Source organism: Flavobacterium aquariorum (assembly GCF_003254745.1).
GTDB classification, from domain to species: domain Bacteria; phylum Bacteroidota; class Bacteroidia; order Flavobacteriales; family Flavobacteriaceae; genus Flavobacterium; species Flavobacterium aquariorum.
Window position 1 is genome coordinate 301,356 of record NZ_QKXH01000002.1, and the last position, 14,220, is coordinate 315,575.

12 protein-coding genes are annotated in these 14,220 nt (G+C 36.3%); 8 read left to right on the top strand and 4 right to left on the bottom strand.

Annotation, left to right across the window (positions count from 1 at the left end; all coding sequences use genetic code 11):
* Nucleotides 1-206 precede the first annotated feature (206 nt).
* The 8 genes from DOS84_RS03925 to DOS84_RS03960 all read left to right on the top strand — a co-directional run bounded on the left by DOS84_RS03925 (nt 207) and on the right by DOS84_RS03960 (nt 10,390).
* On the top strand, nt 207-1,349 hold the full coding sequence (locus DOS84_RS03925) for an efflux RND transporter periplasmic adaptor subunit (protein ID WP_111409071.1): 1,143 nt from the start codon (nt 207-209) through the stop codon (nt 1,347-1,349).
* A gap of 9 nt (nt 1,350-1,358) precedes the next feature.
* A complete protein-coding gene (locus tag DOS84_RS03930; RefSeq protein WP_111408807.1) occupies nt 1,359-4,583 on the top strand; it encodes an efflux RND transporter permease subunit in 3,225 nt (1,074 codons plus the stop codon).
* A 64-nt stretch (nt 4,584-4,647) separates the two neighbouring features.
* On the top strand, nt 4,648-6,066 hold the full coding sequence (locus DOS84_RS03935; RefSeq protein ID WP_111408808.1) for a TolC family protein: 1,419 nt from the start codon (nt 4,648-4,650) through the stop codon (nt 6,064-6,066).
* 208 nt (nt 6,067-6,274) lie between these two features.
* A complete protein-coding gene (locus tag DOS84_RS03940) occupies nt 6,275-7,381 on the top strand; it encodes an NADH:flavin oxidoreductase (protein WP_111408809.1) in 1,107 nt (368 codons plus the stop codon).
* 249 nt (nt 7,382-7,630) lie between these two features.
* Nucleotides 7,631-7,816 carry a Thivi_2564 family membrane protein gene (locus DOS84_RS03945; RefSeq protein WP_111408810.1) on the top strand — a complete coding sequence of 62 codons (186 nt, stop codon included), beginning with the start codon at nt 7,631-7,633 and terminating at the stop codon, nt 7,814-7,816.
* Between the two features lie 37 nt (nt 7,817-7,853).
* A complete protein-coding gene (locus DOS84_RS03950; protein WP_111408811.1) occupies nt 7,854-8,288 on the top strand; it encodes a DUF6526 family protein in 435 nt (144 codons plus the stop codon).
* 528 nt (nt 8,289-8,816) lie between these two features.
* Nucleotides 8,817-9,875, top strand: a complete 1,059-nt coding sequence (locus tag DOS84_RS03955) for an NAD(P)-dependent alcohol dehydrogenase (protein WP_111408812.1) — start codon at nt 8,817-8,819, stop codon at nt 9,873-9,875.
* 98 nt (nt 9,876-9,973) lie between these two features.
* A complete protein-coding gene (locus DOS84_RS03960; RefSeq protein WP_111408813.1) occupies nt 9,974-10,390 on the top strand; it encodes a (R)-mandelonitrile lyase in 417 nt (138 codons plus the stop codon).
* 96 nt (nt 10,391-10,486) lie between these two features.
* Here DOS84_RS03960 and DOS84_RS03965 read toward each other — a convergent pair whose 3' ends face one another.
* From DOS84_RS03965 to DOS84_RS03980, 4 genes are all read right to left on the bottom strand, one after another.
* A complete protein-coding gene (locus DOS84_RS03965; protein ID WP_111408814.1) occupies nt 10,487-11,530 on the bottom strand; it encodes an adenylate/guanylate cyclase domain-containing protein in 1,044 nt (347 codons plus the stop codon).
* Nucleotides 11,523-11,906 carry a response regulator gene (locus DOS84_RS03970; protein ID WP_111408815.1) on the bottom strand — a complete coding sequence of 128 codons (384 nt, stop codon included), beginning with the start codon at nt 11,904-11,906 and terminating at the stop codon, nt 11,523-11,525. The genes DOS84_RS03965 and DOS84_RS03970 overlap by 8 nt, the downstream gene beginning before the upstream one ends.
* A gap of 110 nt (nt 11,907-12,016) precedes the next feature.
* Nucleotides 12,017-13,366 carry a sensor histidine kinase gene (locus DOS84_RS03975; RefSeq protein ID WP_111408816.1) on the bottom strand — a complete coding sequence of 450 codons (1,350 nt, stop codon included), beginning with the start codon at nt 13,364-13,366 and terminating at the stop codon, nt 12,017-12,019.
* Nucleotides 13,367-13,713: 347 nt separating this feature from the next.
* Nucleotides 13,714-14,115, bottom strand: coding sequence for a c-type cytochrome (locus DOS84_RS03980; protein WP_111408817.1), 402 nt, complete (start codon nt 14,113-14,115; stop codon nt 13,714-13,716).
* Nucleotides 14,116-14,220: the final 105 nt, after the last annotated feature.

A 14,220-nucleotide genomic window follows, 5' to 3' on the forward strand; every position in this document is an offset into this window, starting at 1 on the left:
ACCTACTTTCTGAAACGTTTATTTCAGAAAACAATACACAATAAGCATACGAATTTTTAAATTACAGCATTGATTCTGAAACGATTGTTTCAAAATTATAGCTATAGGAAACTACTAACCTTTAAATAAAAAACACCATGAATTCTGAAACGTTTATTTCAAAAACAACTGCAATATTTAAGACAAATTTTAAACTAATTCCAATCATGAAAAAAATCACCTTTTTAAGTTTAATGGCTGTATTTTTAATAAGCTGTGCAGATAAAACGCAGGCACCTGCCGCTGCGCCCGCTCCTCTCCTGCCTGTCATGGCAATAACTACCGAAACCACTACTACCGATGCTGAATATCCTGCTGCAATACAGGGAACTGTGGATGTGGAAATCCGCCCGCAGGTAAGCGGGAATTTAGACCGCGTTTTGGTCGATGAAGGCGCTTATGTTACTAAAGGGCAGTCTCTATTCAAAATAAACGAACGCCCTTACCGTGAGCAATTAAACAATGCTTTGGCTAGTCTTCATGCGGCCGAAGCCTCATATATCAACGCGCAGCTTGAAGTTGATAAACTGACACCATTAGTTCAGAACAAAGTGGTTTCTGATTATCAGTTGAAATCGGCTAAAGCTTCACAAAAAATTGCAGCCGCCAATATCGAACAGGCCAAAGCAATCGCTGCATCAGCAAAAATCAATTTAGGATATACGAATATTACAGCACCCATAAATGGCTACATTGGAAGATTACCTAAAAAACAAGGAAGTTTAGTTTCTGCAACAGATATTGACGCATTGACAACTCTTTCGGATGTTCAGGAAGTGTATGCTTATTTTTCGTTGAGTGAAACTGACTTCATCCAATTTAAATCAAAATATGCCGGAAACAGCATTGGTGACAAAATCAAAAAACTGCCTCCAGTTACCTTGATTTTAGCTGATAACAGCGATTATCCGCAAACTGGAAAAATCGATATGGTCGATGGACAATTTGATAAAACCACTGGAGCAATTACCGTAAGAGCAACATTCCCAAACCCACACAAAACTTTGCGTTCTGGAAATACAGGAAAAATCCTTTTAGGATTGCAGCATGATGACGCTATTTTGGTGCCGCAATCCGCTACAATAGAAATGCAGGATAAAGTTTTTGTCTTTACAGTAAGCAAAGAAAACAAGGTTACCAAAATGCCTATTACAGTTATTGGTAAAAGCGGTGCTAATTACCTCATCAAAGACGGTGTAAAAACAGGTGATCAAATTGTATTAAGCGGTATCGACAAACTTCAGGAAGGACAACTTATTCAGCCTGAGAAAGCAGCGGCAAAAATTGCTCAAATCATTAACAAAAAATAATTTTTTCAGATGTTCAAAATATTTATACAAAGACCCGTACTGGCAACCGTTATCTCCATTTTGCTGGTGATATTAGGAGTACTTGGACTTACGAAGTTGCCTTTACAACAGTTTCCAGATATTGCACCTCCCTCGGTTTTGGTTACGGCAGTTTATCCTGGGGCCAACGCAGAAACGGTTTTACGTTCTGTTGCACCATCTCTGGAAGAATCTATAAATGGTGTGGAGAATATGACCTACATGAGTTCTACTGCCAGTAATGACGGTACGTTGGCGATAACTGTTTTCTTCAAATTGGGAACTGATGCCGATCAAGCTGCTGTGAACGTTCAGAACAGGGTGGCTCAGGCTACAAGCCAATTGCCTGCGGAAGTGGTGCAGCAGGGAGTTATCACTGCCAAACAACAAAACAGTTTTATCATGGCAATCGGTATGTATACTGAGGATGAGTCAAAATATGACCAAACGTTTGTTGCTAATTATGCTCAAATCAATATTATTCCTGAAATCAAACGCATTCCTGGAGTTGGTGCTGCCAGTATTTTTGGCGGTGTAAAAGATTATTCTATGCGTGTCTGGCTGAATCCAACACAAATGTCAACTCATAATGTAACACCAAATGAAGTTATGGCAGCGATTCAGGACAAAAGTCTGGAAGCTGCTCCGGGTAAATTTGGAGAAAGAAGTACCGAAGTTTTCGAATATGTAATTAAATATAAAGGGAAACTAACCAAACCCGAAGATTATCAAAATATTGCCATTCGTTCCAATGCTGACGGTTCAATTCTTCGATTAAAAGATGTGGCAAGAGTGGAACTTGGTGCTTATTCATACAACAGTTTAACGCGTTTGAACGGTAAAAAAGGAATTGTTATTGGTGTCATTCAGCTGGCGGGTTCTAACTCGAATGACATTCAGATTGCGATTAATAAATTGATGGTTAAAGCCTCAAAAGATTTTCCTGCCGGAATAAAACACAATATTTTCTACAGCACAAAAGTTTCTCTAGATCAGTCTATTGAACAAGTGGAGCATACTTTGCTTGAAGCTTTTATACTGGTATTTATAGTTGTTTTCATCTTTTTACAGGACTTTAGATCGACTTTAATCCCTGCAATTGCAGTTCCGGTAGCGATTTTAGGAACGTTCTTCTTTATGCAGTTATTCGGATTTTCGATTAATTTATTGACATTATTCGCTTTAATTCTTGCGATTGGTATTGTAGTCGATGATGCGATTGTTGTTGTCGAAGCCGTCCATGCCAAAATGGAACACAAAGGTCTGTCTCCAAAAGTAGCAACGCACGAAGCCATGCACGAAATTACCGGAGCGATTATTTCGATAACACTGGTAATGGCTGCGGTATTTTTACCTGTTGGTTTTATGGAGGGTTCTACGGGAGTTTTCTATCGTCAGTTTGCTTTCACTATGGCGATTGCGATTGTAATTTCTGCTGTAAATGCTTTGACATTGAGTCCTGCCCTAGCCGCTTTGTTCTTAAAAGATAATCACGCTAACGGAGATGCTCCTTATGAGAAAAAAGGATTTAAAGAGAAATTCTTTACTGGATTTAATAATAGTTTTGAGTCTTTAACAAACCGTTATGTTGGCGGATTGAAATTCTTAATTCGTAACAAATGGGTTAGTTTAGGAGGTTTGGCCTTAATTACTATTGCAACTATTGTAATGGTAAAAACGACACCTTCAGGATTTATTCCAACAGAAGATCAAGGATTTATTGCCATTGCAGTAAACACTCCTTCGGGAACTTCTCTAGACGGAACTCAAAAAGTAATGACTAAAGCAGAGAATACTTTGAGAGGTTTAGAATCATCACGATTTGTAACTGCTATTTCAGGTTTCAACTTATTGACAAATTCTACAAGCCCATCATCGGCAGTTGTTTTTGTATTGCTTAAACCAAATGAAGAACGCGGCAGCATTAAAAATATCGATGAAATCATGAATCAGGTTCGTGGCAAATTGGGTGCGATTTCAGAAGGCAGTTTCTTCGTATTTAGTTTCCCAACTGTACCTGGTTTTAGTAATGTTGAAGCTTTGGATTTGGTACTGCAGGATAAAACAGGCGGTAAACTGGATAAGTTTAGTGGTATCTCGCAAACCTTCATTGGGGAATTAATGAAACGCCCAGAAATTGCTGTTGCTTTTACCAGTTTCAAAGCCGATTATCCTCAATTACAATTGGATATTAATGACGAGAAAGCGGATCAATTGGGTGTAAAAGTTAAAGACATTCTGCAGACTATGCAGGCATATTTTGGAAGTGCACAGGCCTCCGACTTTAACCGATTTGGGAAATATTACAGAGTGGTTGTACAAGCAGATATTGCCGACAGAGCAGATCCTTCTGCTATTGACCGTGTATTTGTAAAAAACAAAAACGGCGAAATGGTTCCGATAAATACTTTGGTAAAACTAAGCCGTATTTATGGTTCTGAAACCGCTTCGAGATACAATTTGTTTAATTCTATTTCGGTGAATGCGATTCCGAAACCTGGATTTAGTTCTGGAGACGCCATCAAAGCAATTGAAGAAGTGGCAGCACAACAGTTACCTGCAGGTTACAGTTATGAATTCTCGGGGCAAACCCGTGAAGAGATTTCTTCGGGAGGACAGTCAGCAACAATTTTCTTATTGTGTCTGATATTCATTTACTTCCTGCTTGCAGCACAATACGAAAGTTACATTTTGCCTTTGGCAATAATCTTCTCCATACCAGCTGGAATCTTTGGAGTATTTGTAGCCATCGGGTTGACCGGAATCGAAAATAACATTTATGTACAAGTTGCCTTGGTAATGCTTATCGGACTGCTTGCTAAGAATGCGATTCTGATTGTAGAGTTTGCATCCCAAAAAAGAAAATCTGGCCAGGCATTAGTCAAAGCATCCATAGATGCAGCAAAACTGCGTTTACGTCCAATTATCATGACGTCACTGGCTTTTGTTGTTGGATTAATACCAATGATGAGCGCCAAAGGTCCATCGGCTCAAGGTAACCACTCTATTAGTATTGGTGCCGCCGGAGGAATGGTTTCGGGAGTAATTCTAGGGTTGTTAATCATCCCTGTTTTGTTCATCGTATTCCAATATTTACAAGAAAAAGTTACTGGAAAACCAGTAGCTGTAACTCATAACCACGAAAATAAAAATGGAAAATTATATCACAACAATTCTGGTGACAATCATCATCAGCCTCACGTACATAGCGTATAAAGTGTCAAAAGATCTTGAAACAAAAAAAGATACCTGTCCAGAAATTTAATTACGAAAAAGTAAAATGAAAAAGTATATAACCAAAACCGTGATGATCGTCATTTTGATCACCACAATAATATCCTGTAATGTTTCTAAGGATATTGAAACTCCAAAAAATGCATTTCCTGAGAATTTCAGGAATGCATCGGTTTCAAAAGATACTGCAAGCATCGGTGATTTGGAGTGGAAAAATTTCTTTACAGAAAAAGATATTATTCAGCTGATTGATAGCGCCGTGGTCAGAAATAACGATTTGAAGATCGCCACTAAAAACATCGAAATTGCACAATACAAATTCACGCAATCCAAATGGGGAAATGTACCGCAAGCCAATTTATTTGTGACTGCCAATACCAATAATCCTTCCGATAACAGTTTTACGGGAAGAACTCTGGACCAGGCCTTAGGTGCAAAACATATTGATGATTTCTCAACTGGAGCTTCACTTTCATGGGAAGCCGATATCTGGGGAAAAATCAAAAGCCAAAAAAAGGGAGCTTTTGCCAGTTATCTTCAATCGGAAGAAGTGAAAAAAGCATTGCAGACTACTATTGTGGCCAATGTTTCAAGCGGGTATTACAATCTTTTGATGCTGGACGCGCAATTAGAAATCGCTAAGAAAAATGTACAGCTAATAGACAGTACCACCACTATTATCAAATTGAAATTTGATGCAGGGCAGGTAACTTCATTAGCTATTCAGCAATCGGAAGCACAGAAATTAAATGCGGCGCAATTGGTTCCTTTATTGGAACAAAACATTGCGATTCAGGAAAATGCATTGAGTGTTTTAACGGGTTCATTTCCTAATTCGAAAAAAAGAAGCATTGTTCTTAGTGCTGTTGAAGTGAAAAATAATGCCTCAATCGGGATTCCATCCTCAATAGTAAGCAGAAGACCTGATGTAAAAAGCGCTGAATTGGCTCTGAAAACTGCAAATGCAAATGTTGGAATCACAAAAGCCGATTTGTATCCTGCACTAAAAATTACAGCTCAAGGCGGATTAAATTCATTTGAATCCAGTAATTGGTTCAATATTCCTGCTTCCTTATTTGGAACTGTTGCCGGAGGTCTAACACAGCCTTTATTGAATAACAAAAAACTAAAAACGCAATATAATATCGCCGTAGCCGAAAGAGAAAAAGCAGTTTTAAATTTCAGACAATCTGTATTAGTTGCAGTTAGCGAAGTATCGAATGCTTTAGTAAGTGTCGAAAAATTAAACCAGCAACAGTATTTTCTTCAGGAACGCGTAAAAACATTGCATCAGGCTATCAAGAATTCGAAAATGTTATTTCAAAACGGAATGGCAGAATATTTGGAAGTGTTGTCCGCCCAAGCGAATTTATTGCAAAGCGAACTGGAACTGGCAGATATTAAAAGAGAACAACTTACCGCCAATACGGAATTGTATCGCGCATTGGGCGGAGGCTGGAGATAAAATCTAATATGACTGTCCGCAAAATGTACCAAATATTTTTTTGCCACTGATTACACAGATTATCACAGATTTTATACACAATTACTAAATAAATCTGTGTAAATCATTTTAATCTGTGGCTAATTTAATCTGTCGGTATTAGTCACGGATAGTCATAAAATCTAAAGTGATACAAACAAATTATATAACATCTAAATTATAAATAGTTATGAGTACAACTAATTTATTTACACCCTTCAATCTGAAGACGTTAAATCTTAAAAACAGAATCGTAATGGCGCCAATGACGCGCTCCTTTTCTCCAAACGGAATTCCAACTGATGAAGTCGCTTCTTACTATCAAAAAAGAGCCGAAGGTGAAGTTGGTTTAATATTATCCGAAGGAACTGTTATCGACAGACCGTCATCATCCAATGATGGAAATGTGCCTCACTTTTATGGCGAGCAGGCACTAAAAGGATGGCAAAAAGTAATCAATGAAGTTCACGCTGTCGGAGGGCAAATGGGACCGCAAATCTGGCACATGGGAATTATGGACAATCATCATTCGGGCTGGGTTCCTCCAGTTCCTTTTGAAGGTCCATCGGGATTGAACCGTCCTGATTTTAATAATGGAAATACGATGTCTGAATCAGCCATTGAAGACACGATTATTGCTTTCGGAAAAGCTGCTGCTGATGCCAAAAGATTAGGCTTTGATACTATCGAAATTCACGGTGCGCACGGTTACCTGATTGACCAATTCTTTAGAGCGGAAACTAATTTACGTACTGATATTTACGGTGGAAAAACATTGAAGGAACGCAATCGTTTTGCTGTTGAAGTGGTGAAAGAAATCAGAAAACAAGTAGGAAATGATTTTGCTGTGATTATGCGTTTCTCTCAATTCAAGCCTTCGGATTACAATTATAAACTAGCGAAAACACCTCAGGAATTAGACTCCTGGCTTACGCCTCTTGTGGATGCAGGAGTTGATATTCTCCATTGTTCGCAACGCCGTTTCTGGGAACCCGAATTTGAAAAATCAGATTTGAATTTTGCTGGCTGGGCCAAAAAAGTAACAGGAGCTGCAACCATTACCGTTGGTTCTGTTGGACTTTCAGGAGATTTCTTTGGTGCTTTTGCAGGCGAAAGTTCTGAGCCTGCCTCTTTGGATGAATTGACAAGACGTTTCGATAGAGGCGATTTTGATTTGGTTGCCGTTGGAAGACCTTTACTATCTGACCCAAATTGGACTGCAAAAATAAAATCCGGAAAAATGGATCAGCTTGTTGGATTCAGTAAAGAAGCTTTAGCCGAATTGATATTGGAATAAATTTACAGATAAGTAAGCTGTATTAGCAGCTGAACAGCCGAGATAATACCCTTTTTAATTATTTAATTTGATGAGCGTTGCAAGACTTCGGTTTGGCAGCGTTTCTTCATTTAATCAGCTTTCCAATTAGTAAAAATAGTACATAACAATTGCTTAAGAATTGAATTATACAACACTTTTAAATAATTATGTAAAGGGATTCAATAAAAAGTGAAATACATTTGACTTTAACTTTAAAACTTCAATGTTATGCCATTAGTTACCGTATTGCTCGTATTAATTATTGTTGGTGTCCTTCTTTGGCTCATTAACACTTATATCCCGATGGATTCTAAAATCAAAAATATCTTTAACATAGTCGTTGTAATCTTTGTTATTATCTGGCTGCTTAAAGTATTTGGAATTTTTGATAATCTAATGAATGTACATGTGTAAAGTATATCTCGGAGCATAATATAAAAAAAGCAAGAGCATGAAAAAACAATCCTTCAAAAATCACATTCAATATTATACACCGCATCATTTTATTTATTATCCGGTTGTGATGACGTTGTTGGCTTTTAGTCTGTATTTCATTTTCACTTCAGAAGATAAATTGATTTGGACTTTTATTAGTGCTGTTTTTATTGTGTTGTTTTTTCTAGCTTTTATGCTGCGTCAACATTATGCACTTACTTTGCAAAATAGAATTGTATGCTTGGAACTCCGATACCGCTATTTTTCGCTTACTGGAAAAAGAATGGAGAATTTCGAGCAACGATTAAAAGATGATCAGTTATTTGCTTTACGATTTGCCCCTGATGATGAATTAGTAAAACTCGTTGAAAAAACGCTTTATGAAAATCTTTCAGGAACTGAAATTAAAAAAGCAATTAAAAACTGGAAAGGGGATTACAACAGAGTTTAAATACTAATAACTGCAGACAAACTTATATAATCTAAGGATTCAACTTCGCTTGGCCTATAACATCTGCTTGGCTTACATTCTGAAAAAATGTATGTAGGTCGTTGGAAGGCCTTCACTTTCTGATCCAAATTGATACTATAAATAGAGAACTTATTCTTTTACCACAAATAGTAATTTTAGGATACCGTTGAGCTAATTGTATGTACGAACAAGAAGCTCTTGCCAGTATGACGTATAACAATACAATTGGCTGATTTTTTTATGAAAAACTAAATTTCTCGTCTAGCCCCGATGGAAACGGCATCTCCCGATTTAGAAAAACAAGGCTTTTTTGCCGTAGTTTTTTCTAAATCGGGAATATAGTGGACAGCGGGACTGAATATGTTTATGAAAATAGATTTTCTGCTCCTAAAAAAACATAAAACACTTTTGTTAATTACCACAATATGAAATAATTAACCAAAAACTCAGTATCTTTATGTGCCTTGAAATAACATATTTAAAAAAATAATTTAAAAATCTAATCGAATGGAAACCACAAATGTAAAAGCTTACGGCACTGAGGCATCTGATGCTCCTTTAAAACAAATGGATATCCAACGCAGAAACGCAACTGCGAAAGATATAGAAATCGATATTTTGTATTGTGGCGTCTGCCACTCTGATTTGCATACCGCCAGAAATGACTGGGGATTCACAACTTATCCGGCAATTCCGGGTCACGAAATTGTTGGAAAAGTAACCAAAGTGGGAAGCGAAGTTACCAAAGTTAAAGTAGGTGATTTTGCCGCTGTGGGTTGCTTGGTGGGTTCTTGTCAGACCTGCGATAACTGCAAACATGACTTAGAACAATATTGCTCCAACGGGTGGATTGGTACTTATAACAGTCCGGACAAATATTTGGGTGGAATGACTTATGGAGGTTACTCTGAAAAAATTGTGGTCGAAGAACACTTCGTTCTGAAAGTGCCTGCGAATCTTGATCTTGCTGCTACTGCACCTTTGTTGTGCGCAGGAATTACGACTTGGTCGCCGCTTCGCCACTGGAAAGTTGGAAAAGGCAGCAAAGTTGCGGTTGTGGGATTGGGAGGATTGGGTCACATGGCCATAAAACTAGCCAAAGGTTTGGGTGCCGAAGTTACCCTGTTTTCAAGAACTCCAGGTAAAGAAAAAGACGCTTTGGAATTGGGTGCCGACTTTGTTATTATTTCAACTGAGGCTGAACAGATGGGAGGCGTAAGCGGAAAATTCGATTTGATTATTGACACCGTACCTTATGTTCACGACGTAAATCCTTATGTTGGGACTTTAAACACCAATGGAACGTTAGCTATTGTGGGATACTTGGGCGGTTTGGAGCCTTTTCTAAATACTGTCCCTATGATAATGGGGCGAAAATCAGTAGCGGGTTCTTTAATTGGTGGAATTGCCGAAACTCAGGAAATGCTTGATTTTTGCGGTAAACACAATATTGTGTCCGAAATTGAATTAATCAAAATGCAAGACATCAACGAAGCCTATGAAAGAATGTTGAAAAGTGATGTTCGTTACCGTTTTGTGATTGATATGGCTTCGCTTAAAGGGTAATTTAAGAGACTAAGCTTCTGAGATTCTAAGTTGCTGAGATTTTTTGACTCTTAGTAACTTAGAATCTTAGCGTCTTAGAAACTATAAAATAAAAAAATATGACCACAACAGATAAAATAGAACAAAACCCTCTTTTCCCTCAAGGCGACAAAGCAAATCCAGATTATTTTACGGGAAATGCCTGGGTTAAATTATTGGTGAGTGAAAATGAATTTAATAGCGTGATTGCTAATGTAACTTTTGAAGCCGGCGCCCGAAACAATTGGCACACACATCCGGGAGGTCAAATCCTTATTGCAACGGATGGAATTGGATATTATCAGGAAAAAGGCAAACCGATTCAATTAATTCAAAGTGGAGATGTGATTAAAATACCTGCAAATGTTAAACATTGGCATGGCGCCTCGCGCGATAATAATTTAACACATATTGCTATTACCGCAGTTACTCCAAAAGGTTCGATTGATTGGCTGGAGCGAGTAACTAATGAGGAATTCAATAGTTACAATCAGTAAAAAAAGGCAATTAATTCAAAATTCACACCTTCAAAAAATGGTATTACTCAGGGCTTAGTAATACTTTTTTTTTTGCATTTAAATAACCCAATAATATCATTCAATTACTTCATAGGTGTTTACTGGTAATGATTTGTTTTTTAGAACATATTCACCATTTAGTTCACACTTAAAAGATTCTTTTACAATATTAAAAACTGCTTCTGAAATAAGAATTTGACCTGGTTTGGCTATACTTTGCAATCTTTGTGCCGTATTTACTGCATCACCAATAACGGTGTAATCAAATCGTTTTAAAGATGCCGAGCCAATATTTCCGGAAACCATTTCCCCAGAGTTGATACCAATCGAAATTTCCGGTTTGTATTTTTTATCTCCAACTGTTATTTCTTCACTGTTTTTAATTTGATTTTTTAAAGCGAGTCCTGCATCAATAGCCCTGTCCAGATGATATTTTCCTCTAAAAACAGCCATAACCGCATCACCCATAAATTTATCTACATGGCCTTCCTGGGCAATAATTTCTTTTACGATTGTATCAAATAAGCCGTTAAGCAAATTCACGATTGTATTTGCCGGAAATTGTTCTGTAATGGTAGTAAAACCACATACATCTACAAAAAGTACCGTGGCTTCCAGCATTTCATTTTTAAGAAGACTAGTTTCGAACTCCTTATTAGTCATAAAATTTATTACATTTTCATCAACATACATCTTCAGAATATTATTCTCCTTGATTGCTTTAATGGTTTCCTGTAATTGTCTGACATGAGAAATCGTTTTTTCCATGGTTAAGTCCAAATCATCAAAATCTACGGGTTTGCAAACAAAATCAAAAGCGCCTCTATTCATCGCTATTCGTATATTGTGCATATCTCCATAGGCAGATACCATAACCGCTTTCAACATTGGATTGGCTTCGGGGAGTTTACTTAACAAAGTTAACCCATCCATTATAGGCATGTTAATATCACTTAATATAATATCTAAGTCTGGATGTTCCATAATTTTCTGCAAAGCCTCTTCCCCATTCTGCGCAAAAATAAATTCGTAAACATTTTCCCGAATCTTTTTTCTGAACTTTTGCTTTACCAAAATCTCTAAATCCGCTTCGTCATCAACTACAAGTATCTTAGCCATTGTTCATCACTTTTTTTAGTTTTTCTTTCAGTAAATTAAAATCCAGCGGTTTTGTCAAAAAATCATCCGCACCTTTTTCCATTGCCTGTTTGTAATTTTCTTCATCCCCATAAGCAGTAATCATCATCACAACGGGTGACAAATAATTATAATCCTGTCGGATTTTCGATAATAAATCAATACCACTCATTCCTGGCATATTAATGTCGGATAGAATTAGCACCACTTCCAGACTATTCCCTTTTAGATATTCCAATGCTTCCTCACCCGAAAGAGCAAAGTCGAATTCAAAATCATGATGACGTAATTCTTTACGAAAATGCTGCAAGAAAAGCGGCTGTATATCGGCTTCATCATCTACTACTAGTATCTTCATTTAAATTTATTTTAAACTATTATCATTTAAACAACACCCCTATAATCACTAACTATCAATCATTTACGCACCATTAAATTTACAAATTTTATTATTTGAATATTTTACTATTATTCCGTTGGAAGAAAAATTGTAAAGACAGTATAGTCATTTTCCCGACTATCAATGGTAATTGTACCACCATGTGCCTTTACAATAATATCGTAACTAAGTGATAAGCCTAAGCCGGTTCCTTCTCCTGTAGGTTTGGTGGTAAAGAAAGGCTGCATTATTTTATCTTTGATGGCTTCCGGGATTCCAATTCCATTGTCTTTTACCGTTATTTCAATTCCCTTACCTTTTAATTCAGTCTTTACACTGACCATTGGTTTGTATGTTTCTCCTGATTTCTTTTGCTTTTGATGTGTTGCGTAAAAAGCATTTGTGAATAAATTCAGTAATACACGGCCAATTTCTTGTGTCAAAACATTTATTTTAGGCAGGTTTTCATCAAAATCAGTAACTAGGTCGGCATTAAAGCTTTTGTCTTTGGCTCGAAATCCATGATAGGCAAGCCGTAGGTATTCATCGGCAAGTTTGTTAATGTTTGTGGGTTCTTTTACATTATTTCCTATTCGGCTGTGTTGCAGCATTCCTTTTACAATACTGTCGGCACGTTTGCCATGAAAGTTTATTTTTTCTAAGTTTTTTTTGAGGTCGATTGCAATATTTTTTACTTCTTCAAAATCTCCTTTAACTATTTCCTCATTCATTTCATCCAGAAGTTCACTACTCACTTCACTAAAATTATTGACAAAATTTAATGGGTTCTGAATTTCATGGGCAATACCAGCAGTGAGTTCACCAAGAGATGCCATTTTTTCAGATTGTATTAATTGCACTTGCGTAGTTTTGAGTTTATCAAGTGCCTTTTGCAATTTTTCTTTTTGACCAAGAATTTCAGCAGTACGTTCTGCTACTTGCGTTTCTAATTTTGCTTTTAAAATTTCAGACTGTTGAAACTCTTTTTCAAATTCAATGGCTTTTAACTGTTCTTTTTCCATTTCTTTTCGTTGTTTTCTGGTAATGAAAAACATGGCAAAAAACCAAACGATTGAAAAAAAGATTGCCGTATCAAAATAATTATTCCATTCATCATGAAAAGGAGAATTGATCAGCTCAATACAATCTTCTATAAAATTTACAACTACAAAGGGTAATATGGAATAAATAAAAGACTTAACCGATTTAAACTCTTTTTGAGTAAGGCAAAAGTAGATTAGAGTAAATAACATTGCATGTGCTATCCAAGCATTTATTTCTTTGGTAAATTTTAAAAAAAATCCTGCGATTAGAAGTACAATTGAGAACCAAAACCCTATAGCCAAATATTTATCTATTTTAGGCAATAAAATTTTGCTCTGTAATGCTCTTCGCAAATAACTAAAAACAATTAGTAATAGAATATAATCAAAGTTCATGTCTAATAAATTAAATATTAATAAATCTGCTATATACTTTTATAATAGTACAAGACTAAGAAAATATGAAACTTACAACTTGCGTACTGTGGTGATAAAAAAAAAGCATAACTAAATCTATATCAATAGATTACAAATACTAAAATTACATAAAAATTAACAAACTTATTACTCCATTTTCAATTTTAAATGCTAACCCGTTTATAAAGAGCAATTTCACCACAATACAAGAAATTAGATTATGGAATCATATAAGCTCTATTAAATCCACAAAAAAAACCGTCACCTCTTAAATAAGCGGCGGCGGTTTCCCTTAAAAAAAAATTTATTTCTTTACTAATTCAAAACTATTTTTTTTCTAATTCTCGTATATAGTTGACCAATTTCCATCGTTGGTCGTCTGTTAAAAGTTCAAAGTAAGTAGCCATTGGAGCTTTCCCATTGGTTATCTTCCAAAAAATAGCACCATCGGGTTGGTTTTTTACATTCAAAGCCAAAAAATTAGCAGGATGGGGTTGCAAAGTGAGTCCTGCTTCTCCATTTCCCTGTCCTTTTACACCGTGACACAATACACACATCTGATTGAATATTTCTTTTCCATCATCGGTTGCCTTCTGATTTCCTACAAATGGATTTTTCAATGAGTTAGAATATTCTGGTGCAACCCAGCTTATTTCTTGCGCAATACATTTTGTTCCTGACACAATTAGTAAAGCTAATACTACGAAAATTTTGAGTTCTACTTTCATGGCTTGATGCTATTAAATTATAGATCAAATTTAAGAAAACGTTGTAGCAATAAAACTGATATTTGTCATGAAACCATTACTTTTTTAAGCAAAAAACAAAATAAT